General features: G+C 66.4%; 18 protein-coding genes, 2 tRNA genes and 2 pseudogenes. 3 read left to right on the top strand and 19 right to left on the bottom strand.

What is annotated here, in order from left to right:
• Positions 1 to 245: pseudogene (locus AC5RV2_RS05645) on the bottom strand (hypothetical protein); the annotation flags it as partial.
• Positions 246 to 639: 394 nt separating this feature from the next.
• Here AC5RV2_RS05645 and AC5RV2_RS05640 point away from each other — a divergent pair.
• Entirely contained in the window at positions 640 to 1,314 is a 675-nt protein-coding gene (locus tag AC5RV2_RS05640) for a vitamin K epoxide reductase family protein (RefSeq protein ID WP_494091551.1), read from the top strand.
• 127 nt (positions 1,315 to 1,441) lie between these two features.
• On the opposite strand, the gene ndk is transcribed toward AC5RV2_RS05640, so the two are convergent.
• From ndk to AC5RV2_RS05600, 8 genes are all read right to left on the bottom strand, one after another.
• On the bottom strand, positions 1,442 to 1,858 hold the full coding sequence (ndk, locus tag AC5RV2_RS05635; protein WP_494091550.1) for a nucleoside-diphosphate kinase: 417 nt from the start codon (positions 1,856 to 1,858) through the stop codon (positions 1,442 to 1,444).
• Positions 1,859 to 1,932: 74 nt separating this feature from the next.
• A complete protein-coding gene (locus AC5RV2_RS05630; RefSeq protein ID WP_494091549.1) occupies positions 1,933 to 2,430 on the bottom strand; it encodes a DUF4233 domain-containing protein in 498 nt (165 codons plus the stop codon).
• An 8-nt stretch (positions 2,431 to 2,438) separates the two neighbouring features.
• Positions 2,439 to 3,791 (bottom strand): bifunctional folylpolyglutamate synthase/dihydrofolate synthase, encoded by a 1,353-nt coding sequence (locus tag AC5RV2_RS05625; protein ID WP_494091548.1) that lies wholly within the window; start codon positions 3,789 to 3,791, stop codon positions 2,439 to 2,441.
• A gap of 14 nt (positions 3,792 to 3,805) precedes the next feature.
• Positions 3,806 to 7,096, bottom strand: coding sequence for an isoleucine--tRNA ligase (gene ileS / locus AC5RV2_RS05620; RefSeq protein WP_494091547.1), 3,291 nt, complete (start codon positions 7,094 to 7,096; stop codon positions 3,806 to 3,808).
• Positions 7,097 to 7,571: 475 nt separating this feature from the next.
• Complete coding sequence (locus tag AC5RV2_RS05615) at positions 7,572 to 9,380, bottom strand: HNH endonuclease signature motif containing protein (protein ID WP_494091546.1); 1,809 nt, start codon at positions 9,378 to 9,380, stop codon at positions 7,572 to 7,574.
• 218 nt (positions 9,381 to 9,598) lie between these two features.
• Positions 9,599 to 10,342 carry an SDR family oxidoreductase gene (locus tag AC5RV2_RS05610; RefSeq protein ID WP_494091545.1) on the bottom strand — a complete coding sequence of 248 codons (744 nt, stop codon included), beginning with the start codon at positions 10,340 to 10,342 and terminating at the stop codon, positions 9,599 to 9,601.
• 47 nt (positions 10,343 to 10,389) lie between these two features.
• On the bottom strand, positions 10,390 to 10,701 hold the full coding sequence (locus tag AC5RV2_RS05605) for a hypothetical protein (RefSeq protein WP_494091544.1): 312 nt from the start codon (positions 10,699 to 10,701) through the stop codon (positions 10,390 to 10,392).
• Between the two features lie 253 nt (positions 10,702 to 10,954).
• On the bottom strand, positions 10,955 to 11,323 hold the full coding sequence (locus tag AC5RV2_RS05600; RefSeq protein ID WP_494091543.1) for a DUF488 domain-containing protein: 369 nt from the start codon (positions 11,321 to 11,323) through the stop codon (positions 10,955 to 10,957).
• A 370-nt stretch (positions 11,324 to 11,693) separates the two neighbouring features.
• On the opposite strand from AC5RV2_RS05600, the gene AC5RV2_RS05595 reads away from it, so the two are divergent.
• Both AC5RV2_RS05595 and valS read left to right on the top strand, forming a co-directional pair.
• Complete coding sequence (locus AC5RV2_RS05595) at positions 11,694 to 12,506, top strand: endonuclease/exonuclease/phosphatase family protein (RefSeq protein WP_494091542.1); 813 nt, start codon at positions 11,694 to 11,696, stop codon at positions 12,504 to 12,506.
• A gap of 170 nt (positions 12,507 to 12,676) precedes the next feature.
• Positions 12,677 to 15,301, top strand: coding sequence for a valine--tRNA ligase (gene valS, locus AC5RV2_RS05590; RefSeq protein WP_494091541.1), 2,625 nt, complete (start codon positions 12,677 to 12,679; stop codon positions 15,299 to 15,301).
• Positions 15,302 to 15,649: 348 nt separating this feature from the next.
• Here valS and AC5RV2_RS05585 read toward each other — a convergent pair whose 3' ends face one another.
• From AC5RV2_RS05585 to AC5RV2_RS05540, 10 genes and pseudogenes are all read right to left on the bottom strand, one after another.
• The gene (locus AC5RV2_RS05585) at positions 15,650 to 16,270 is read right to left on the bottom strand and encodes a mycothiol-dependent nitroreductase Rv2466c family protein (protein WP_494091540.1); all 621 of its coding nucleotides are present in this window, start codon (positions 16,268 to 16,270) and stop codon (positions 15,650 to 15,652) included.
• Between the two features lie 119 nt (positions 16,271 to 16,389).
• Entirely contained in the window at positions 16,390 to 17,682 is a 1,293-nt protein-coding gene (gene clpX / locus AC5RV2_RS05580) for an ATP-dependent Clp protease ATP-binding subunit ClpX (protein ID WP_494091539.1), read from the bottom strand.
• 58 nt (positions 17,683 to 17,740) lie between these two features.
• On the bottom strand, positions 17,741 to 19,033 hold the full coding sequence (gene clpX, locus AC5RV2_RS05575; RefSeq protein WP_494069170.1) for an ATP-dependent Clp protease ATP-binding subunit ClpX: 1,293 nt from the start codon (positions 19,031 to 19,033) through the stop codon (positions 17,741 to 17,743).
• 200 nt (positions 19,034 to 19,233) lie between these two features.
• A complete protein-coding gene (locus AC5RV2_RS05570; RefSeq protein WP_493977440.1) occupies positions 19,234 to 19,905 on the bottom strand; it encodes an ATP-dependent Clp protease proteolytic subunit in 672 nt (223 codons plus the stop codon).
• A gap of 40 nt (positions 19,906 to 19,945) precedes the next feature.
• A complete protein-coding gene (locus AC5RV2_RS05565; protein ID WP_493977439.1) occupies positions 19,946 to 20,587 on the bottom strand; it encodes an ATP-dependent Clp protease proteolytic subunit in 642 nt (213 codons plus the stop codon).
• A gap of 371 nt (positions 20,588 to 20,958) precedes the next feature.
• The gene (gene tig, locus AC5RV2_RS05560; protein WP_494091538.1) at positions 20,959 to 22,416 is read right to left on the bottom strand and encodes a trigger factor; all 1,458 of its coding nucleotides are present in this window, start codon (positions 22,414 to 22,416) and stop codon (positions 20,959 to 20,961) included.
• A 54-nt stretch (positions 22,417 to 22,470) separates the two neighbouring features.
• Positions 22,471 to 22,543: transfer RNA gene (locus AC5RV2_RS05555), tRNA-Pro, on the bottom strand.
• A gap of 138 nt (positions 22,544 to 22,681) precedes the next feature.
• A tRNA-Gly gene (locus tag AC5RV2_RS05550) sits at positions 22,682 to 22,752 on the bottom strand.
• A gap of 339 nt (positions 22,753 to 23,091) precedes the next feature.
• Entirely contained in the window at positions 23,092 to 23,181 is a 90-nt protein-coding gene (locus AC5RV2_RS05545) for a zinc finger domain-containing protein (protein ID WP_494091552.1), read from the bottom strand.
• A gap of 116 nt (positions 23,182 to 23,297) precedes the next feature.
• Positions 23,298 to 23,386 (bottom strand): annotated as a pseudogene (locus tag AC5RV2_RS05540) (peroxiredoxin); the annotation flags it as partial.

Here is a 23,386-nt window from a genome sequence, read left to right as displayed (position 1 = left end):
TCCCCTGCCGGCTGTTCCCCGGCGGCTAGCGCGGCGTCGGGCGCCGTGGCGGTGGGGGAAGCGGCGGAGGCATCGCCGTCGTTGTTGGGGCCGGTGGGCGCCGCTGCGGGCAGTTCAACGTCCAACTGGTCCTGCGACGGTGCCGACACAGTGGGCTTGCGGCGGGGCCGCGGCGGTTTCTTGGCTGGTACCTCCGGCGCGTCGACCGGAGAGGAGGTAGCGGGAATTACCTGTTCATTGTCCATTTAAAGTTGTGCTCCAACCCTTGCGGCACCGGCCACATCCCGGTGCCCTTGGGGGCATGTAGCCGGGTATCCGGGTGCCTTGGGCTGCCCGACACCGAAAGTCGTCTTGGTATCACCCGAGCTCGCGCCATCACGTGGGGCGCGGCACACCCGGGGACCAGCGGCGCTTTTCCGTCTGCCGTAACCTTCTCTTCACCGGCAGGGCCGCCCGGCGGATTCCCAGCGCCCATCCGGATTGATGGGCTCCTTGTTCGGGAAGCGTCGCCGACGGACCTGGAAGCCTGTCGCTGGACCAACAGCAGCATGTGGGGCTGCTATTAGCCACGATCATTCTCTCACACCGGGTGCGATTTGGTGAGTAATGGGCGTTCTCTCCGGCGTAGAATCGAGCCACATGCCCCCTAGCCCGAGGAACACGGTGCAGACCCACGCGCAGACCTCCACATCCCCGGCCGCTGCCGCCGCCGGCCAACTCCCGGACAGCGGGGTTCCCGGCGTCGCCCGGGAGAAGCCCTTCGCGTGGCTACTGCTGGCCACCGGCGTTGTCGGCTGGATCATGTCCGGCATCCTGGTGCTGGAGCGGCTGGCCACCTACGAAAATCCGGGCCATGTGACCAGCTGCGACATCAACCCGTGGGTCTCCTGCGGCAAGGTGTTCCTGCACTGGCAGGCCGGGCTCTTCGGCTTCCCCAACCCGCTGATCGGGATCGTCGCCTTCGCGGTTCCCATCACGACGGCGGTGGCGATCCTTGCGGGGGCGCGGTTCCGCGGGTGGTACTGGATGGGACTGCAGGCCGGCGTCACGCTGGGCTTCGTCTTCGTCGTCTGGCTGTGGAGCCAGGCGCTCTACGACATCCACATCCTGTGCCTGTACTGCATGGGCGTGTGGGCCGCCATGATCCCGATGCTGGTGCACACCACGGCGCGGAACCTGGCGCACGGCGTGATCAAGGCGCCGGCGGCGGTGGTCCGGTTCGCCGGCAGCTGGGCCTGGACGCTGACCGCCCTGCTGTGGATCGTGACCGCCGGGACGATCTTCCTGGCCTTCATCGACGCCTTTTTGGGCTGACCAAGATCGTCTTCCCTGGCTGACCGGGACTGCTTGGACTCGCCGCAATTGCCTTTCCCGGGCTGAACCCGGACAAACCAGAGGCCGCGTCCCCGTCGGGGGCCGCGACCTCTGCTGCTTTAGGGGTCTAGGAGAACCAGATCCCGATCTCGCGCGCGGCGGACTCAGGCGAGTCGGAACCGTGCACGAGGTTTTGCTGTACCTTCACGCCCCAGTCGCGGCCGAAGTCGCCGCGGATCGTCCCGGGGGCGGCGGTGGTGGGGTCGGTGGTGCCGGCCAGCGAGCGGAAGCCTTCGATCACCCGGTGCCCCTCGAACACGGCGGCGGCGACCGGGCCGGAGAGCATGAACTCGACCAGCGGCTCGTAGAACGGCTTGCCGATGTGCTCTTCGTAATGCTGTTCCAGCAGTTCGCGGGTGGCGTTGACCAGCTTCAGTTCGACCAGGGTGTAGCCCTTGGCCTCGATGCGGGCCAGGATGCTGCCGGTGAGACCGCGGGATACGCCGTCGGGCTTGACCAGTACCAGTGTGCGTTCAACGCTCACAATTTCTCCTCATTTGCTTCACGATTAGCTCCGAAACCCCGTTCAATCCTAACGGGACGCGCGGGCAGCGCAGGTCAGCGCCCGGCGTCGTCTGCCGTGCCGTCAGCCGTGCCGTCCGCGGCGCCGGCCTCGGTGCCGGCCTCCGAGCCGTGCCGGCGTTCCCATTCCGCCTGTTCCGCGTCGCGCTGCGCGTTCTCGCGGTCCAGCCGGCCGCCCGTGCGCACGGCGTACAACCAGGACAGCGCGAACAGCACGCCGACGACGAACATCACCGGTTCGACGATGCCTGTGGCGATCAGGAGCACCTGCATCGCCCAGCCGATGGCGTAGCCGGACGGGCGGCGCAGCAGGGCACAGCACAGCACGAGCAAAACGCTCAGGCCGATCCCGAGCCCGAGGATCAGCGCCGGCGGCACGTCGTCCCGGTAGAGCCCGAACACCACCAGCGTGGCGAAGAAGGCGACGAAGGCTTCCAGCAGCAGCACGGTGGAGGCGAACATCGTCTTGATCGAGCGCCGTTTCTTCGGCATGTCCGGACGCCACTCGCGCTGGGCTTTGGTCAGTTTGGCCATGGATCTTGTTACTTTCCTAGCAGGATGCGGGCGTCGGCGACCAGGGTGATGGACCCGGTGATCAGCACGCCGCCGGCGAGGTCGTTGTCGGCTTCGGCCCGGCCCACAGCCCATTCGATGGCGTCGTCGAGCCGGGGCGCGATATGCACGGCGTCCTCCGGGAAACCGGCGGCCATGGCATCCTCGGCCAGCTGCTCGGCGGGAATGGCCCGCGGCGAGTTTGACTCGGTGACGCAGATTTCGTTGGTGAGGTCGCTGAGCTGCTCGCGCAGCTGTGTCAGCAGGCCGACGGCGTCCTTTTCCTGCAGGACTCCGACCACCGGGATGAGCTTCGTGAAGTTGAATGCCTCCAGGATGGCCTGCGCGCTGGCCTTCATCCCGTCGGGGTTGTGGGCGGCATCCACGATGATCGTCGGCGCGGTGCGGACCACTTCCAGCCGGCCGGGCGAGGTCACCTCGAGGAACGCCTCACGCAGGACTTCCACGTTCAGTTCCTTTTCGCCGCCGCCAAGGAACGCTTCCAGCGCGGCCACGGCGACCGCCGCGTTCTGGGCCTGGTGCGCACCGTGCAGGGGCAGCAGCAGGTCCTGGTAGCGGCCTGCCAGCCCGTTGATCGTCAGCTGCTGGCCGCCGACGGCGACCTTGCGGGACTCGACGCCGAACTCGACGCCTTCGAAGCGGAAGGGCACCTGAAGGTCCCGCGCCTGTTCCAGCAGCACCTGGGCTGCGTCCAGTGGCTGGGCCGCGCTGACCAGGTAGCCGCCGCGCTTGATGATGCCGGCCTTCTCCCGCGCAATGTCCTCGGTGGTGTCGCCGAGCAAATCGGTGTGGTCCAGCGAGATCGGGGTGATCACCGAGACCTGGCCGTCCACCACGTTGGTGGCGTCGGTGATGCCGCCCAGGCCAACCTCGATCACTGCCACCTCCACCGGCTCGTCGGCGAAGATGGCGATGGCCAGGATGGTCACGCACTCGAAGTAGGTCAGCCGGGGCGCGCCCTCGGCGTTCAGTTCCTGGTCGACGATTTCCAGGTACGGCCGGATTTCGTCCCAGACCCGCACGAACGTCTCGTCCGCAACCGGCTCGCCGTCGATGCTGATCCGTTCGGTCACCTTGGACAGGTGCGGGCTGGTGTAGCGGCCGGTCCGCAGTCCGTGCGCCCGCAGCCCGGCCTCGATGATCCGGGCCGTGGACGTCTTGCCGTTCGTGCCGGTCAGGTGGATGCTGGCGAAGGCCTTGTTCGGTTCACCCAGGATGTCCATCGCCCGGAACAGCGGTTCCATGCGCGGTTCCATCTTGTTTTCCGGGGCGCGGCCCAGCAGTTCCGCGTAGACGCTCTCGACGCCGAATTCATCACTCATGGTTTGGTGCCCCTTCAGGATCCGGCTTTTTCCACGGACACGGCGTCGCCGTCCCCGGCCACCAGGACGAGGTCCACGGTGAGGGTTTCCTGCGAGACCAGCCCCTGGTGCAGGGTCAGCGCGTCCAGCACGGACTGGTCCGCCGTCACCGTGGTGCGGATGCGGTCGCTGACCACCAGCCCGGCATCCTTGCGCGCCTGCTGGATGCTGCGCACGTAGTCGCGGGCCACGCCCTCGGCCTCCAGTTCGGCGGTCACGGCGGTATCCAGCACCAGGAACCCGCCGCCGGGCAGCATGGTGACCGCAGCCCCGGCCGCGGCGTCCCCGGACACGACGGTTTCCAAGGAGTACTCCGACGGCTCGAGCAGCAGTCCCCCGGCGGTGACGGCACCGGCGTCGTCCACCGACCAGTCACCGGACTTGGCGGCCTTGATGGCCTGCTGCACGTTCTTGCCCAGCCGCGGGCCGGCCGCGCGGGCGTTGACCACCAGCTTCTGCGAGATGCCGAACTCTTCCGGGGCGGCGTCCGCGGCGTCGATCAGCCGGACGGACTTGATGTTCAGTTCGTCCTGGATCATCAGGGCGTACTGGCCGGAGAGCCGCTCGGCGCCCGGCACGACCACGGTCAGCGAGGCCAGCGGCAGCCGCACCCGCAGGTTCGCCGCCTTGCGCAGGCTCGAGCCGGACGAGCAGATCTGCCGGGTGGTGTCCATCAGTTCCACGAGTTCGGCCAACTGCGGGAACTCGCCGGCGTCGGGCAGGTCGGTCAAGTGGACCGAACGCCCGCCGGTCAGCCCGCGCCAGATCTCCTCGGTGACCAGCGGCAGCAGCGGGGCGGCCACGCGGCAAACTGCCTCCAGCGCGGTGTAGAGCACGTCGAACGCGTCGCGGTCCTCGTCGAAGAACCGCTGGCGGGAACGGCGGACATACCAGTTGGTCAGGGTGTCCAGGTACTCGCGCAGCGCGTCGCAGGCGCCGGAGACGTCATAGGCATCGAGCGCGGCCGTCATGTCGCGGACCAGGTCCCCGGTGTTGGCCAGGATGAACTGGTCCAGGGACTCCATGCCCTTGATCCGGTCGGTGTCGCCGAGGACGGAGACGGACTCATGGCCTGCCCCCTTGTTCGCGGAGTTGGTGTAGAGCTTGAAGAAGTGCCACACGTTCCACAGCGGCAGCATCACCTGGCGGACCCCGTCGCGGATGCCTTGCTCGGTGACGATCAGGTTGCCGCCGCGCAGGATCGGCGAGGCCATCAGGAACCATCGCATGGCGTCGGAGCCGTCGCGGTCCAGGACCTCGGACACATCCGGGTAATTACGCAGGCTCTTGGACATCTTCTGCCCGTCGGAACCCAACACGATGCCGTGGCTGATCACGTTGCGGAACGCCGGGCGGTCGAACAGCGCGGTCGCGAGCACGTGCATGGTGTAGAACCAGCCACGGGTCTGGCCGATGTACTCCACGATGAAGTCGGCCGGGTTGTGGCTGTCGAACCAGTCCTTGTTCTCCATCGGGTAGTGCACCTGGGCGTAGGGCATCGAACCGGAGTCGAACCAGACGTCCAGCACGTCCTCCACGCGGCGCATCATGGATTGGCCGGTCGGGTCGTCCGGGTTGGGCCGGACCAGCTCATCGATGTACGGGCGGTGCAGGTCGACCTCGCCGTCGTGATTGCGCGGCAGGGTGCCGAACGCTTCCTCCAGCTCGGCCAGCGAGCCGTACACCTCGCGGCGCGGGTAGTCCGGGTTGTCCGATTCCCACACCGGGATGGGCGAACCCCAGAAGCGGTTGCGGCTGATGGACCAGTCGCGGGCGTTCTCCAGCCACTTGCCGAACTGGCCGTCCTTGACGTTTTCCGGGATCCAGTTGATCTGCTGGTTCAGCTCGACCATCCGGTCCTTGAACTTGGTGACCTCCACGTACCAGGAAGAGATGGCGCGGTAGATCAGCGGCGTGCGGCAGCGCCAGCAATGCGGGTAGCTGTGCTCGTAGCTGGCCTGGCGGACCAGCCGGCCGTCGGCCTTCAGCACCCGGGTGATCGGCTTGTTCGCCTCGAACACCTGCACGCCGGCGATCTCGGCCAGCGGGCCCTCGGCGAAGTAGGGCAGGAACTTGGCGCCCTCGTCCACGGAGACGATCACGGGGATGCCGTTGTCTTCGCAGACCTTCTGGTCGTCTTCGCCGAACGCCGGCGCCTGGTGAACCAGGCCCGTGCCGTCGGTGGTGGTCACGTAGTCGGCCACGACGATCTGCCATGCGTTGCCGGTGCCCCACTTCGCGGCGTCCGCGTAGTGGTCCCAGAGCGGCTCGTAGCGCAGCCCGGCCAGCTGGGCGCCGGCGTAGGTGGCGGTGACCGCTTCGGTGGCGGCAGTGGCGTCGTCGTACCCCAGGTCCTTGGCATAGGAGCCGAGCAGGTCCTCGGCCACCAGGAACTTCTCCCCCACGGCCTGCGTCCCGTGGGGGCCAGCCGGCAGCACCGCGTAGCTGATCTCCGGCCCGACGGCGAGGGCCGCGTTGGTGGGCAGCGTCCACGGCGTGGTGGTCCAGGCGAGTGCGTTGACGCCGGCAAGCTCCGCGGCCAACGGGTTCTCCGAGCCCGCTGGCCGGATCGGGAAGGTGACCGTGACCGTCTGGTCCTGGCGCATCTTGTAGACGTCGTCGTCCATCCGCAGCTCGTGGTTGGACAGCGGCGTCTCGTCCCGCCAGCAGTACGGCAGCACGCGGAAGCCCTGGTAGGTCAGACCCTTTTCGTGCAGCTGCTTGAAGGCCCAGAGGACCGACTCCATGTACTCGACGTTGAGCGTCTTGTAGTCGTTCTCGAAATCCACCCAGCGGGCCTGGCGGGTGACGTAGTTCTGCCATTCGTCGGCATACTTCATCACGGAGGTGCGGCAGGCGTCGTTGAACTTGTCGATGCCCATGGACAGGATCTGCTGCTTGTCCGTCATGCCCAGCTGCTTCATGGCTTCCAGCTCGGCCGGCAGCCCATGCGTGTCCCAACCGAAGCGGCGCTCCACCTTGTGGCCGCGCTGGGTCTGGTAACGGGCCACCAGGTCCTTCACGTACCCGGTGAGGAGGTGGCCGTAGTGCGGCAGGCCGTTGGCGAAGGGCGGGCCGTCGTAGAAGACGAACTCGTTGCTGCCGTCGCTGCCGGCATCGCGGGCATCGACGGAGGCCTGGAACGTTCCGTCCTGCTGCCAGTATTTGAGCACCAGCTCCTCGATCTCGGGGAACTTAGGCGAGCTCTCGGCAGCGGCAGCGCCGGCGGTGGAAGCCTTGGGATAGATCTGTGGCATGTTCGTCATCCTGAAAAGACAGCTCGGCAAGTGTGGGTACTTCTGCGAGGACGTGCCCTGCTCCGGTTCCTCCGGTGCGGCTGGAAAGCCTCACCGTGCTGCCGGGGCGGAACCCGCGGTACCACCTCACTTGCTGGCCTGATGCGCCGGAACCGGTGCAAAGGGACAGCCACTCATTCGCTGCTGTGACGGGCATACCCGTCCGGTTCTACTGGGCCCGGGATGTTGGCCTGGGCTGTTCTTCCGGAAGCTCACCGGTGATGGCCGGGTCAGCGCTGATGACTCAAGTTTACGGCCACGGCGGCGCGGCTGTCGAAACGCGGGCGAAAACCCGGCTTTGTTGGCGGACGTTGTGTTCGTCCCGTGGTTGGCCGACGCGTCTTTGCGCCCCTATGCAGCGCGGTGGTGAAGCGACGTCAAGTTTCGGATCAGCGCCAACTTCAGGCCTGTAAGTCTGGCCCGGGCGGGTGCTGCTGTGACGCCCTCAGAAGGGTGGTGGCGGGGAGTCGTCCGGGGGACCCTGTTCCTGCCCGTTCTCATGTCTCCTCTCTTCCCCGACTTCCTTCCCGTTCGCGCCGGTGCCTTCTTCTCTGTTCTCAGGTCTGTTCTCTCCCCCGGCTTCCATCGCGTCCGCGCCCGCGGCTTCCTGTCCCTCCGCGGCGGCGGTTGCATGTCCGTCCGCGGCAGTGTCACCGCATCCGGATGCTGTTGGGAAGGTCAGAGACCAATCTTCGTCGGGGGTGGTGCTGTGGGTATGGCCGGAGCGGGTGGTGAAGTGCAGGGTCCCGTCGGGATCCTGTCTGACGGTTCCGCCACCGTGGTGTTTGGTTTTGTGCCCGGGCTTGCACCTGGCGCTGAGATTTTCCAGGACTGTTTTGCCGCCGTCTTCCCATGCGATCGTATGGTCGATCTCGCACTGGTCCGCCGGGACGGTGCAACCGAAGTCGCGGCAGCGGCGGTCGCGTAGCCGGACGAGGCGTTTGAGCCATTCGGGCGGGTGGCGCAAGTCTTTGGCGACGGCGGCTGCCTTGCCATAGTCGTCGGTGAGCACGATCAACCAGGACTTGGCCAGCGCGGCAAGGTCGCGGGTCATGTCGGGCGGGATGGGTCCGTAGCCGGTGAGGTCGCCGGGTTCTTCGGCGAGCCGGAGCAGGGTGTCCAGGGGCGCGGTCACGGCGACGGAGGCGGTCACGTTCCCGGAACCGCAGGCACAGGGCCCCTGCCGTGACGTCGCGGCAGCTGCGTCCGCGGAGTTTTCCATGGCCGTCGAGGCGGCGGTGTCGCTTCCTTGTACTGCGGCCGTGGGCTGGTAGGCGTGGCCGGGGTAGCGCAGGAGCATTTCGGTGAAGACGTCGGCGCGGAGCTGGCCCAGGGTGCGGGTTTCGTCAACGGTTTGGAGTTTCCGGGCGTGGGCCTGCATCAGGTTGTAGGCGAGCAGGGCTTTGTCCGCGCTGGTGCGGATGTAGAGTTCGGCCATCCCGTCATCCTGGGGCTGGTAGTGGACGGTGCGGCGTTCCATCGCGGCCCGGTGCCGTTCCTCGAGGGGTTCGGGGTGCAGCCGGTCGCGGGCGGTGCGGGCCCGGGCCTGGACGGATTCCAGCGTGATGGTCCCGGCGCCGGGAACAACCTTCGCCTCATAGTCGGCCAGATCGGCCGGCGTCAGGTCCATGCCCTTGCGGGCAATCGCCACTGCCCGCGACAAATCGATCTCACCGGCGTCCAGGGCAGCGAGGGTGGCGGGCAGGTACCTGCCGATCTGCTGCGCGTCGGACAGTTCGGCAGCCGCCCGCTCGCGACGCACGGCAAGGATGGGTGCGAGTTCGGCGGCGGCATGGCGGGAAATTCCGTCCGGTGCTCCGGTTTCTGCGCCGGTGGCCGGGCGGAGCGCCGCCATGCGGTGCAGGGCCCGCAACCGCCGCGACTGGGTCCACGCTTCATGCTTTCGAACCGCTTTGAGGTACTCCAAGGCTGACCAGTCATCCAAGTTTCCCGGGTCCGTCCCGGCGAGCAGACCGGCCAGTTCCGCCGGACCCAGCTCCTGCCACTCCTCCGCCCACAACTCACGGGCAGGCAGTGATGGATCAGGCAGGGGTCCTGCAGGTTCCGGCCATTTCCCGCCCTCAGACACGGTGTCATCAGCAGCAAGCTCCGTGCTCGCCGATTCTGCTGGGCCGGCGGTATCGGGTGCCGAAGGGCCGGCGGGAGCGGGCAGGGCAGGGCCTCCCTCGGGCAGGGCAGGAGTGCCGGTTTGTTCCTCCGGCTCCTGTGCCTCGTCCGACGGATCCGCTGCCATACTTCAACGCTACGGACCGTGCATCCGGGGTAGAACAAAGCTTCGACGTAAGTGCAAAACTACCCGCCACCGCACGCCTGTGGAGGGAGAGTCGGCCTGTTTCCAGGACAAGCGGCCTCTTCTGGAAAATGCGGGCGCCTTTGGAGCACGCGCGAGAAACTATCGTGCATATTTCAAGCGTCCACGGTCCAGAGGGGAATCCCGGTCTTTGGCGGTTGCTACTTCCGGATCAATTTGTGCGCCGCGGCCTGGGCCACGGGACGCATGACGATCTGGTCGAGGTTGACGTGATGCGGCAGGTTGAGCGAGTACGCCACGACGTCGGCTACGTCCTCGGCCAGCAGCGGTTTTTCCATGCCGGCGTAGACGTTCTCGGCCGCCTGCCGGTCACCGCCTAGCCGGTTTAATGAGAATTCCTCCGTCTGCACCAGGCCGGGAAGAATGTCGATCACGCGCACGTTGTGTTCCGCTTCTTCCAGGCGCAGGGTATTCGCCATCGAGTGCTGGGCGAACTTGGCTGCTACGTAGCCTCCGCCGCCTTCGTAGGCCACCAGTCCGGCCGTTGACGTCAGCAGCACTACCGATCCTTCGCCGTTATCGCGCAAAGCAGGAAGAAAGGCCTGGATCATGCGCAGGGAGCCGAGGACGTTAACCTCGTACATCTTCTGCCAATCGGCCGGCTTTCCCTCCCCGATGGTGTCCACGCCGAAGGCTCCCCCGGCGATGTTGACCAGCGCGTCAATCCCGCCGTCGGACAAGACCGCAGCTGCGAGCCGGTCCACTGAAGCTTGGTCGGTGACGTCCGCGGGCATGGCGACGGCGCCGGTCTCCCGGGCGAGGGCGGCCAGCCGCTCGGCGCGGCGGGCAACTGCCACCACGTCCCAGCCGCTTCCCCGCAGCGCCCGAACGGTAGCTGCCCCGATACCCGAACTTGCTCCGGTGACTATTGCGCGTCTGGTCATGAATCACAGCGTAGCGGCCGACCAGGAAAGTGGTTCGGAGGTGACCTTCACCGCCCGATGGTGAGCGGTTTAAGGGGGAGCGCGCAGGCCGCCCTTTCCAGTCGGTCGCCGGCAACCGTGGCGACCCTGTTGTTCCGGCCGGTGTCATCACACCAGTCGATGTTGCGGGGCATGGCCGTCACGCCTGCCTCGCCGGCGGCCGCCCGTTCCGGGATGACGAACGCGTACCTGAAGCCGCCGCCGTCGTTCATAGGGGCGGTGGCGTTGACGATTTCCGCTCCCGCCGCGTCCACTACTGTCACCTCGATCTGCGCATTGCTGCCGTAGCGGGGATTGCAGTCGGCGTCTGCAGCCGCCACGGTCACGGTCTCTCCCGGCCGGGCTTCTATCGGACTGACTGAATATTCCGGCGGGAGACACGGTGGGGCCGCCCCAAGCCCCGTGTTAGGGCCGCATCCCGACACCGAAGCGGCCAGTGCAGCAGCAGCCGACAGCGCGAGCACGGCGAGGCCCCCGGCACGGTGCCTGCTGACCGGAGGCGCCCCGCCGTCGCCCCCGCCTTGGCCTCTTATGCCCCGGCTGTTCCTTGAGCCCCGGGTGTTCCGCGGAACGTCAGCCGGATGGCACACCGAGGTGCTCCAAAATCATCCCGCGCAGCACCACGGCCTGGTTGTGCTCCTTGTCCTTGGCCCCGTACAGCAGGCAGAGCTTAGGCTGCTCGCGCGCGAGCTCCACCAGCCGCTCCAGCGCCTTTGAACCGTTTAGTTCCTGCCGGTATGCCACGGCAAAGGCGTCGAATTTCTCCGGTCGGTGGCTGAACTCCTTGCGCAGCTCGGCCGAGGTTCCCGCCTCCTTCAGCCAGAGGTCCACCCCGGCGCCGTCCTTCTTGATGCCCCGCGGCCAGATCCGGTCCACCAGCACCCGGTAGCCGTCGCCATCGTCTGCGAGTTCGTAGACGCGCTTGATCTGAACGTTCGCCATGGGCGCATCCTATGCATGATCCGCTGCGGCGGGTAGGTCCGGGCGCCGAGGCGAGAGGGTAGCAGGGCCGTTGACACGGATATTCCTGTAGGTCCAAACTTCTGGAACCTGCGCGGACTCGACCGAGCTTCTACAAGTAGCTCCAGTCGCGCGGGAATTGGGGACAGCGGGTGGCAATATGGGCACACGCAATCATGCAGTGGCAGCGGTGGCTGCGTTGATGGTGGCTCTTTTGGTGCCGGGACCGATGCCCTTGGCGGACAACATCGACTCCCCTCCCTCATCGGGAATAGCTGCGCCGTCGACTAGCGCCCCGGTTACGGCAACACCGGCGTCTTTTCTCCACCCGGTCCGCAGCGCTGTTTCCGGCATGCAGATGGCGGTCATTCGGGCACACATCCGGGTCATGTCGTTCAATATCCACCACGGCGCGGATGACGAGGACGAATTGAATTTGGCAGCCATCGCCCGCGACATCCAGGCCAGCGGGGCCGATGTTATCGGCCTGCAGGAAGTGGACCGGCATAAGTCGTCCCGCAGCGATTTCGTAGACCAAGCGGCTTGGCTGGCACGTTGTCTGGGCATGTACTACGTATACGGTGCCAATGTGGATAGGCCGCCGCGCGATGGGCAGACAAAGCGCAGTCAGTACGGCACCGCCGTACTCAGCAAGCACAGGATCGTCAGTTCGCGCAATCACATGCTCCGCAATATCCGGTACGAGAAGGATCCGTCGGAACAGCGCGGACTGCTTGAAACAGTCGTCGACCTCGGTGGGGTCCAACTGAGTTTCTACAACACGCATTTAGAGCACCGGCGCGCCGAGCAGCGCAGGCAGCAGATAAAGCAAGTCGTGGCGATTGTGGGTGCATCACACAGGCCCGCCGTGCTGGCAGGTGACTTCAACGCCGTTCCTAGAACACCCGAAATGCGGCTAGTCACTGCCAATTTCTCGGACGCCTTCGCCGAGAGGGGGCGAGGTCAGGGCTTTAGCTTTCCGGCCGAGCGGCCTACCCGACGTATCGATTACATCTTCGGTAGCGGCCGTATTCAGGTGCTAGGGGCCAGAGTCATCGATACGGAGTCTTCCGATCACCGGCCGGTCGTTGCTGACTTAAGCGTGCGAGGGCCGGAACCAGCACGCAGCGCTGCGCCGGCCCGGTTGCTGCCGATGTGGTTCTAGCGCGTCCGCCCTGGCCAGCCGTGTTCCACCCCGCCCCCTGACGTTCAATTGCGGGGAAAACTTGGATATTTGCAGGTTAAGACCGACCATCGCAGGTCAAACCCAACCAGGTGCTGCGCAGCCGTCGTGCAGAATCTTCATTCCGTGCCCGGCATGAAAGAATGGCCAGCATGGCTGAACATACCCCGGGCACAGACACGCCCGTTACCGTTAACGTTCCCGACAAGCCCGCCCTCGAAGGCCTTGAGGATGCCCTGACCCGGCGCTGGCGCGAGGAGGGGACCTACAAGTTCAATCCCGAGACCACGCGGGAGCAGGTCTACTCGATCGACACTCCCCCGCCGACGGCGTCGGGCTCGCTGCACGTGGGACACATGTTCTCCTACACCCAGACCGACGTGTTGGCCCGCTACCAGCGGATGCGCGGCAAGAACGTGTTCTACCCGATGGGCTGGGACGACAACGGCCTGCCCACCGAGCGCCGGGTGCAGAACTACTACGGCGTCCGCTGCGACCCGTCGGTGGCGTACGACCCGGATTACCAGCCGCCGGCCACGCCGGCGAAGAACCAGCGCGATTTCGACGTCGTCTCGCGCCGGACCTTCATCGAGCTCTGCGAGACCCTGGCTGTGGAGGACGAGAAGGTCTTCGAGAACCTCTTCAGCACCCTGGGCCTGTCCGTGGACTGGGACCTGACCTACCGGACCATCGACGACGTGTCCCGCTCCGTTTCCCAGCGCGCCTTCCTGGCCAACCTGAACTCCGGCGACGCCTACATGGCCGAAGCACCCACGCTCTGGGATGTCACCTTCCGCACCGCCGTGGCGCAGGCCGAGCTCGAGGACCGGGAGATGCCCGGCGCCTACTACCGCTACGCCTTCGAAACCGCCGACGGCGAAAAGGTCCACATCGAGACCACCCGCCCCGAGCTGCTGCCCGCCTGCGTGGCACTGGTGGCCAACCCCGACGACGAGCGCTACCAGAAGCTGTTCGGCACCACCGTGAAGTCCCCGCTGTTCGGCGTGGAGGTGGAGGTCAAGGCGCACCCGCTGGCCAAGCCCGACAAGGGCGCCGGCATCGCCATGGTCTGTACCTTCGGCGACCTGACCGACGTGACGTGGTGGCGGGAGCTGCAGCTGCCCACCCGCTCCATCGTGGGCCGCGACGGCCGCATCATGGCCGACACCCCGGAGTGGATCACCACCGAGGAAGGCAAGGCGAACTACGCCGAGCTGGCCGGCAAGACCGCTTTCTCCGCCAAGGAGAAGATCGTGGAGTTGCTGTCCGAGGCCGGCGAACTGGACGGCGAGCCCCAGAAGATGACCCACCCGGTCAACTTCTACGAAAAGGGCGACAAGCCGCTGGAGGTCGTCACCTCTCGGCAGTGGTACATCCGCAACGGCGGCCGGGACGCGGACCGGCGGGAACGGCTGATCAGCCGGGGCCGGGAAATCGAGTTCCATCCGGCGTTCATGCGCTCGCGCTACGAAAACTGGATCGAAGGCCTCAACGGCGACTGGCTCATTTCCCGCCAGCGCTTCTTCGGCGTGCCGATCCCGGTCTGGTACCCGCTGGACGCCTCCGGCAACCCCGACTACGACAACCCGGTGGTGCCCTCCGACGAGATGCTGCCGGTGGACCCGGCCGCGGATCCCGCTCCGGGCTACGAGGAGTCGCAGCGCAACCAGCCCGGCGGCTTCATCGGCGACGCCGACGTGCTCGACACCTGGGCCACGTCCTCGCTGTCGCCGCAGATCGTGGGCAAGTGGAGCCGGGACGAGTCGTTCTTCAACAACGTCTTCCCGTTCGACCTGCGCCCGCAGGGCCACGACATCATCCGCACCTGGCTGTTCTCCACCGTGGTGCGCGGCGACTCGCTGAACAGCTGCGCGCCGTGGAAGCACGCGGCGCTCTCGGGCTGGATCCTGGACCCGGACCGCAAGAAGATGTCCAAGTCCAAGGGCAACGTGGTGGTCCCCACCGACGTGCTGGACCAGTTCGGCGCGGACGCGGTGCGCTACTGGGCGGCTTCGGCGAAGCTGGGGGCGGACACCGCCTACGAGGTCGCGCAGATGAAGATCGGCCGCCGCCTGGCCATCAAGCTGCTGAACGCCTCCAAGTTCGTGCTGAACCTGGGCGCCACCGAGGCTTCGGTGCTTGCCGACGACGACTCCGTGGTCACCAACCCGTTGGACAAGTCGCTGCTGGGCCAGCTGGCCGAGGTGGTGGAGACCGCGACGGCCGCGTTCCAGAAGTACGACCATGCGCGCGCCCTGCAGGTCACCGAAAGCTTCTTCTGGTCGTTCACCGACGACTACGTCGAGCTGATCAAGGACCGCGCCTACGGTGCCGCCGGCGAGGCGGAACAGGCCTCGGTCCTGGCCACGCTGGCCACCACGCTCGACGCCCTGCTCCGTCTCTTCGCACCGTTCCTGCCCTTCGCCACCGAAGAGGTCTGGAGCTGGTGGCGCGCCGGTTCGGTGCACCGCGCCGAATGGCCGACGACGGCGGGGCTCGCCTCGATTGCCTCCGTCGCCGACACGGGGCTGCTCGGGACGGTCGGTCAGGCGCTGGGCGGCATCCGCAAGGCCAAGTCCGAGGCCAAGGTCAAGCAGCGCACCGAGGTCCTCACCGCGACCATCACCGGATCGGCCGCGCAGGTGGCCCAACTTGAGGCCGGGCTCGGCGACCTGAAGGCCGCCGGCAATGCGCGCGAGGTCCTGCTGAGCGAGGCGGAGGGCGAGCTGACGGTCGCGAAGGTCGAGCTGGCGGCCGCCGAGGCCCCGGGCGAGTAGCAGGGCCCGTTAACGAGGGGAAGCCCCATCAGCGTTTCGCCGTTGGTGGGGCTTCGACTCTTGTGATCCAAAGGTGACGCTTTGGGTCTCGCGAACTCCGCCGATCTTCAGGTCTTCCGAGCCTCGTCACAGGCTGGCAGTTTGTGGAACTGGTCCACTACTTGTCACTGAATCTTTGGTGTTCGGTCCCGCATCTTTTGGGGGATGCGTATAGATATTTATACTCCTGCGCAAGCCGACACGCCATAGTTTCGTGAAAATGCTTTCCGAAACCACGGCGTGCCGGCCGCCGGCCTCAGGGTCCCCCAGATGACGCCCGCTCCAGGCGTGTGGCCCGGACCACGCCGGCTAGTCGAACTCGGGACTGGTCGTCCGGGAGCGCTTGATCTCGTAGAAGTACGGGAACTCGGCCAGCGCCACGGCGCCGTCGAAGATCTTTCCGGCGGTTTCGCCGCGCGGGATGCGGGTCAGCACCGGGCCGAAGAAGGCGGTGCCGTTAAAGGCCACGACGGGCGTACCGACTTCGTCGCCCACCTTGGAGATGCCCTCTTCATGGCTGGCGCGCAGCTGCTCGTCATATTCGTCGGAGGTGGCGAAACGGGCCAGGTCGGCGGGCAGGCCGACCTCTTCCAGCGCGGCGGCAGTCACGGACTCATAGTCCTTGTTGCCCTCGTTGTGGATGCGGGTGCCCATGGCGTCGTAGAGCTTCCCCACGTAGGCCTCGCCGTGCAGTTCGCGGGCGGCGATGATCACGCGGACCGGGCCCCACGCCTTCTTCAGGAATTCCTTGTACTCCTCCGGCAGCTCGTCGCGGCCGTCGTTGAGCACGGCCAGGCTCATCACGTGCCAGTCGACCTTGACGTCGCGGACCTTCTCCACCTCCAGCATCCAGCGGGACGCGATCCAGGCGAACGGACAGGCCGGATCGAACCAGAAGTCAACGGTGGACGGCGCAGCGCTTTCAGACATACGGCAAGAGCTCCTTCTTGAGGACTGGTTATACGTACTGTTGTGGGTAACTGCCCCGCCGGCGGTTTTGTTCCGCGGACCCGGCACGTGCCCGTGCGCCGGCGCCTGAATACGGCCGGTCAGGCGGAATCGCGGCGGCGGAGGGCTTCGACGTCGTGCGGGATCAGGGTGGGGTCAGCCCCGGTCAGGACCGTCTCGGCGGTAACCACGGCGGTGGCGATGTCGTCGCGGCCGGGCAGGTCGAACATGATCGGTTGCAGCGTTTCTTCCATGATCGCCCGGAGGCCCCGCGCGCCGGTTCCGCGTTCCAGCGCCAGGTCGGCAACCGCTTCCAGTGCGTCCTGCTCGAAGGACAGCTCCACGCCATCCAGTTGAAACATCTTCTGGTACTGGCGGATCAGCGCGTTCTTCGGCTCGGTGAGGATCCGGATCAGCGCAGGCTTGTCGAGTTCGGCCACGGTAGTGATCACCGGCAGGCGGCCGATGAACTCCGGGATCAGCCCGAACTTGAGCAGGTCTTCGGGCATGACTTCGCCGTAGTTGTCCTGCTGGGCGACGGCGTCCTTGAGCGGGGCGCCGAAGCCGATGCCCTTGCGTCCGGCCCGCGAGCCGATGATTTCTTCCAGACCGGCGAAGGCCCCGGCCACGATGAAGAGGATGTTGGTGGTGTCGATCTGGAGGAACTCCTGCTGCGGGTTCTTCCGCCCGCCCTGCGGCGGCACCGAAGCCACGGTTCCTTCCAGGATCTTCAGCAGGGCCTGCTGCACCCCTTCACCGGAGACGTCGCGGGTGATCGAGGGGCCCTCGCTCTTGCGGGTCACCTTGTCGATCTCGTCGATGTAAATGATGCCCTGCTCGGCCTTCTTGATGTCGTTGCCGGCGGCCTGGATCAGCTTGAGCAGGATGTTCTCCACGTCCTCGCCCACATAGCCGGCTTCGGTCAGCGACGTCGCGTCGGCCACCGCGAACGGCACGTTCAGCTGGCGGGCCAGCGTCTGGGCCAGGTAGGTCTTGCCGCAACCGGTGGGGCCGATCAGCAGGACATTTGACTTGGCGATCTCCACGTCTTGGAGCCCGCCGGCCGCAGTGAGGCCGGCGGTGCTGGGGGCGGCGTGGCCGGAGCGGATGCGCTTGTAGTGGTTGTAAACGGCCACGGCCAGGGCACGCTTGGCCGGTTCCTGGCCGATCACGTACTCCTGCAGGAAGCCATAGATTTCCCGTGGCTTGGGCAGCTCCAGCAGTTCGGAGGCGGCACCGGCGCCGAACTCTTCCTCCAGCAGTTCGTTGCACAGCCCGACGCATTCGTCGCAAATGTACACGCCGCCGCCGGCGATGAGCTTCTTCACCTGCTTTTGGCTCTTTCCGCAAAACGAGCACGTGAGCAGCTCTGCGCTTCCGGCGGTCCGGGCCATAGTGTGTCCCCTTGTCTGGTCCTCGATCGATCGTCCGGCGGTCCGGAGCAGTGCAGTGTCAGGCCGACTTGTTCCGGCGCTTGGCGACCACGTCGTGGGAGATCAGCGTCGGCTCCGCCTTGTTCAGCACCACGTCCGCGCTGATCACGACGGAGGCGATGTCCTCGCGGCTGGGCAGGTCGAACATGACCGGCTGCAGTGTCTCTTCGATGATCGCGCGCAGCCCGCGGGCGCCGGTGCCCCGCTCAAGCGCGAGGTCCGCCACGGCCTCCAGCGCCTCCTGCTCGAAGCTCAGTTCCACCCCGTCCAGCTGGAACATCTTCTGGTACTGGCGCAGCAGGGCGTTCTTCGGTTCGGTCAGGATCTTGATCAGGGCCGGGCGGTCCAGGTTGGACACCGTGGTGATCACCGGCAGGCGGCCGATGAACTCCGGGATCAGGCCGAACTTCAGCAGGTCTTCGGGCATGACCTCGCCGTAGCTGTCCTTCTCCCCCGCCGCGTCCTTGAGCGGGGCGCCGAAGCCGATGCCCTTGCGGCCGGCCCGCGAACCGATGATCTCCTCCAGCCCGGCGAAGGCGCCGGCGACGATGAACAGCACGTTGGTGGTGTCGATCTGGATGAATTCCTGGTGCGGATGCTTCCGGCCGCCCTGCGGCGGCACAGACGCGACCGTGCCCTCGAGGATCTTCAGCAGCGCCTGCTGGACGCCCTCCCCGGAGACGTCGCGGGTGATGGACGGGTTCTCGCTCTTGCGCGAGATCTTGTCGATCTCGTCGATGTAGATGATGCCCTGCTCGGCCTTTTTCACGTCGTAATCGGCGGCCTGGATGAGCTTGAGCAGGATGTTCTCCACGTCTTCGCCCACGTAGCCGGCTTCGGTCAGCGCCGTGGCGTCCGCGACGGCGAACGGCACGTTCAGCCGCCGGGCCAGCGTCTGGGCCAGGTAGGTCTTGCCGCAGCCGGTGGGCCCGATCAGCAGGATGTTGGACTTGGAGACTTCCACGTCCTCCAGCGGGCTGGCATCGGAGAGGTTGGCCGTGCCCTTGGGCGCATGTCCGGACTGGATCCGCTTGTAGTGGTTGTAGACCGCCACCGCCAGCGCCCGCTTGGCGGGCTCCTGGCCGATCACGTATTCCTGCAGGAAGTCGAAGATCTCCCGCGGCTTGGGCAGTTCGAAGCTGCCCAGGTCCGACACCTCGGCCAGCTCCTCTTCGATGATCTCGTTGCAGAGCTCGATGCATTCGTCGCAGATGTACACGCCGGGGCCGGCGATCAGCTTGCGGACCTGTTTCTGGCTCTTGCCGCAGAAAGAGCACTTGAGCAGGTCAGCGCTCTCACCTATGCGAGCCATATCCGTCCCCTTACTTGGTCTACGTCGGCAACTTGCCGCGGCAGCTGCACCGCCCGTCTATTGCCGGGCAAGCGCTGCGCCGCCGAGGCCAGCTGACAACAACTCTAATTCACTGCGCCGACAGTTTCAGTAACAACACTGCCCGCGGTGCGATATGACGCGCCACGGGCAGTGCAGGCATTGAGACTATTTTACGGTATCTACTTGGTGATCGCCGGCTTGTGGATCTTGCGGGAGTCGAGTACCTGGTCGATCAGCCCGTATTCCAAGGCACCGGCGGCCGTGAGGATCTTGTCCCGCTCGATGTCCTTGTTGACCTGCGCGGCGTCCTTGCCCGAATGCATGGCCAGCGCGTCCTCCAGCCACTTGCGCATCCGCATGACCTCGTCGGCCTGGATCTGCAGGTCGGAGGCCTGTCCGTGTTCGCCGCCGCCCAGCGCCGGCTGGTGGATCAGCACGCGGGCGTTCGGCAGGGCCAGCCGCTTGCCCGGGGTACCCGCCGCCAGCAGCACGGCCGCGGCACTGGCCGCCTGGCCCAGGCAGACGGTCTGGATCTCCGGGCGGATGTACTGCATGGTGTCGTAGATCGCGGTCATCGCGGTGAACGACCCGCCCGGCGAGTTGATGTAGATGGTGATGTCGCGGTCCGGGTCCGTCGATTCGAGGACCAGCAGCTGGGCCATGACGTCGTCGGCCGAGGCGTCGTCGACCTGGACGCCCAGGAAGATGATCCGGTCCTCGAACAGCTTGGTGTAGGGGTCCTGGCGCTTGAAGCCGTAGGGCGTGCGCTCCTCGAACTGGGGCAGCACATAGCGGTTCTGCGGCATGTTGGCGGCGAAACCGCCGGCAGCGGCACCGAAGTTGTAGTCCATGAGATTCTCCTGCTTGTATTCGGGTCGGTGGCGCGTGGGCTCAGGAATCCTGGGAGGCGGAGCCGCTCTGGGTCCCGCCGCCGCCGGAGACGCCGCCGGCGTGGGCCGAAATCTTGTCGAAGAAGCCGTAGGCGAGGCCTTCCTCGGCCGTGAACCACTTGTCGCGGTCGTTGTCGATCAGGATCTGCTCCACCGACTGGCCGGTCTGCTCGGCGGTCAGTTCGGCCATGACCTGCTTCATGTGCAGGATGAGCTCGGCCTGGATCTTGATGTCGGAGGCCGTGCCGCCAATGCCGCCGGAGGGCTGGTGCATCAGGATGCGCGCGTGCGGGGTGGCGTAGCGCTTGCCCTTGGTGCCCGAGGACAGCAGGAACTGGCCCATGGAAGCCGCCAGGCCGGTGGCCACGGTCACCACGTCGTTCGGAATGAACTTCATGGTGTCGTAGATGGCCATGCCGGCGGTCACCGACCCGCCGGGCGAGTTGATGTAGAGGTAGATGTCCTTCTCCGGGTCCTCGGCCGAGAGCAGCAGCAGCTGCGAGCAGATGGCGTTGGCGTTCTCGTCGCGCACCTCGGAGCCCAGCCAGATGATGCGCTCTTTGAGCAGGCGGTTGTAGATGTAGTCTTCGCGGCTGGCCGCTTCGACCGAAGCCATTCTCGGAGTGGCGGATTCATTCGACATGCTGAAATACCTCTCGCTTCTTCCCCGGGCGGTACCGTCACCGGTGGCCCTAAGGTCGTTTACCTACTTGGACAGTAACGTGTTCCGCTGCCCGATTCCTCCCGCACGGCGCGCTGTTCGCTGACGGCGCATCAGGCCCGTGATGGCGCGGGAAAGCGCTCTGCCGGCAGCAGAAAATGACGACGGCGGAGCGACCTTTGGGGGGCACGGCCGGTCCGGAGTGGGCCCGGTTCCACCGGCACGCGCTGCCGCTCCGGGAGGGAAACCGCGCACCGGAGCCGGGCGCCGGCGTCGTTCCCGGGAGTTAAAGCGGCGGACCGCCGGTTCCCCGTGAAGGGAATCCGGCGGTCCGTCCAGCGGCAGCGCCGCTACTACTTCTTCGGTGCGTCCTCGGCGGCCTCTTCGGCAGCGTCGGTGTCCTCGATCGACTCGGTGTCGGCAGCGTCCGCTTCGGCTTCTTCGCCGCTCTCTGCGCTTTCGGCGTTGGCAGCCTCGGCCTCGGCGGCCTGGATCATGTCTTCGACGTTGGGCTCTTCTTCGCCGGCGGGGCGGACGAAGTCGCTCAGGTCCACCTCGTTGCCGTTGGAGTCGGTGACCTTGGCCAGCTCCAGCACCTTGGCCAGGGCCTTGCGGCGGCGGACCTCGCCCACCATCATGCCGACCTGGCCGGACTGGTCCAGCAGCTGCGCGAACTGGTTCGGGTCCATGCCGTACTGGCCGGCGGAGGACACGATGTAGTCGATCAGCTCGGCCTGGCTGACGCCCAGCTCTTCCTTGTCGGCCACGGCGTCCAGCACGATTTCGTTGCGGAAGGCCTTCTCGGTGTTCTCGCGGACCTCGGCGCGGTGCTCCTCGGTGTCGTGGTCTTCACCGTGGCTGTTCTCCGGGCGGAAGTGCTGTTCCATCTGCTCTTCGACGACGGAGTCCGGAACCGGAACCTCGACCAGTTCCATCAGCTTGTCCAGCACCTTGTCGCGGGCCTCGACGCCCTGCTCCATGATCTTGGCGTCGGCGGCCTGCTTGGCCAGGTCTTCCTTCAGCTCGGCAATGGTGTCGAACTCGCTGGCCAGCTGGGCGAAGTCGTCGTCGGCCTCGGGAAGCTCGCGCTCCTTGACGGCCTTGACCTTCACGGTGACCGTGGCGTCCTTGCCGGCGTGCTCGCCCCCGGCCAGCTTGGTCTCGAAGGTGGCGTCCTCGCCGGCGCTCAGCGCGGTGACGGCCTCGTCCAGGCCTTCCAGCATGGTGCCGGCGCCCACCTGGTAGGACAGGTCCGCGGCGGAATCCACCTCTTCGCCGTCCACCTTGGCGGACAGGTCCATGGTGATGAAGTCGTCGGCAACGGCCGGACGGTCAACGGCCTTCAGGGTGCCGAAGCGGCCGCGCAGGTCGTCCAGCGCCTTCTGGATGTCTTCCTCGGAGGCCTCGGTAGCCTCGACGGTGACCTCGAGGCCGGCGTACTCGGGCAGCTCGATTTCGGGGCGGACGTCGACCTCGACGTGGAAGGCGAGCTGGCCCTCTGTGGCGGCCGGGTCGGGAACCTCGGTGATTTCAACCTCGGGGCGGCTCAGCGGGCGGATGCCGGTCTCTTCGACGGCGCCCTGGTAGAAGCCGTTCAGGCCCTCGTTGATAGCCGTTTCGATCACGTAGCCGCGGCCCACGCGCTGGTCGATCAGCTTCGCCGGAACCTTGCCCTTGCGGAAGCCCGGAACCTGGATCTGGCTGGCGATGGTCTTGTACGCCGCGTCGATGCTGGGCTTGAGTTCCTCAAAGGGGACCTCAACATTGAGCTTGACCCGGGTAGGGGTGAGGTTTTCGACAGCGCTCTTCACAGCGTTAGAACTCCTGATTGCTATTGGGGTTAAATCTGCACCAAGAATACAGAGTCGGGGCGACAGGACTCGAACCTGCGATCTCCTGCTCCCAAAGCAGGCGCGCTAGCCACTACGCTACGCCCCGTAGTGCACACGCAAGTCTACGGGCATTCCCGGCCTGCGGCACAATCACCGTGCAACCGGACGCCGCCAGCACATGTTGCATGACTGAATCGGCTGCGAACAGAAAAGGCGGCCCGTGCCGGACCGCCTCCCTGACGCGAGGGGATGACGGGAATCGAACCCGCGTAATCAGTTTGGAAGACTGAGGCTCTACCATTGAGCTACATCCCCGAGGACGATGAAACTTTAGCACGAGGGCGGGCCCGTTCGACAAATCGGCGGGCGCCGTGACGCGGCGGAGGCGGGCGCCGCGGACCGGCGGAGGCGGGCGCCGCGACGCGACGAAAACCATGCACCCTACCCCGACTCCCCCATTCCCCTGCCCCGGCTCCTCCATTGCAGGGTTAAGCGGTGAGTGCAGGGGCTATGGACCCTGCCCTCACAGATAAACCCTGCACTCGCCGAAAATTCCGGAGTGCAACGTGGGCGCGCCGGCGGCGTAGGCAAGGTAGGCTGCGGCCCTACGAACCAGGCGGGCAGCAACCCTGCGGCACGAACGATCAGGCCCGATCAGGCCCGCTGGCAGGTTGGGCACCAGTACAGCTTGCGCGCGGCCATCTCCGTGACGGCGACCGGCGTCCCGCACAGCCGGCACGGCATCCCCTGACGCTTGTACACGTAGTGTGCGTTGTCCGGCCAGACCGGCAGCGACCGGCCGGCGGCCTCGGCGTCGCGGTGTTCCGGGCGGGTGGTGATGATCTTGCCGTCGCGGACGCCTAATTGTCCAGGCCGAGGTCGCGGCGCAGCTTGGCCACGTGGCCGGTGGCCCGGACGTTGTACTGGGCGAGCGCTACCTTGCCCTCGG

It is taken from the genome of Arthrobacter sp. Y3225116, assembly GCF_059091245.1.
The sequence above is the reverse complement of the archived record's forward strand: the minus strand, read 5'-3'. Positions and strand labels throughout refer to the sequence as shown.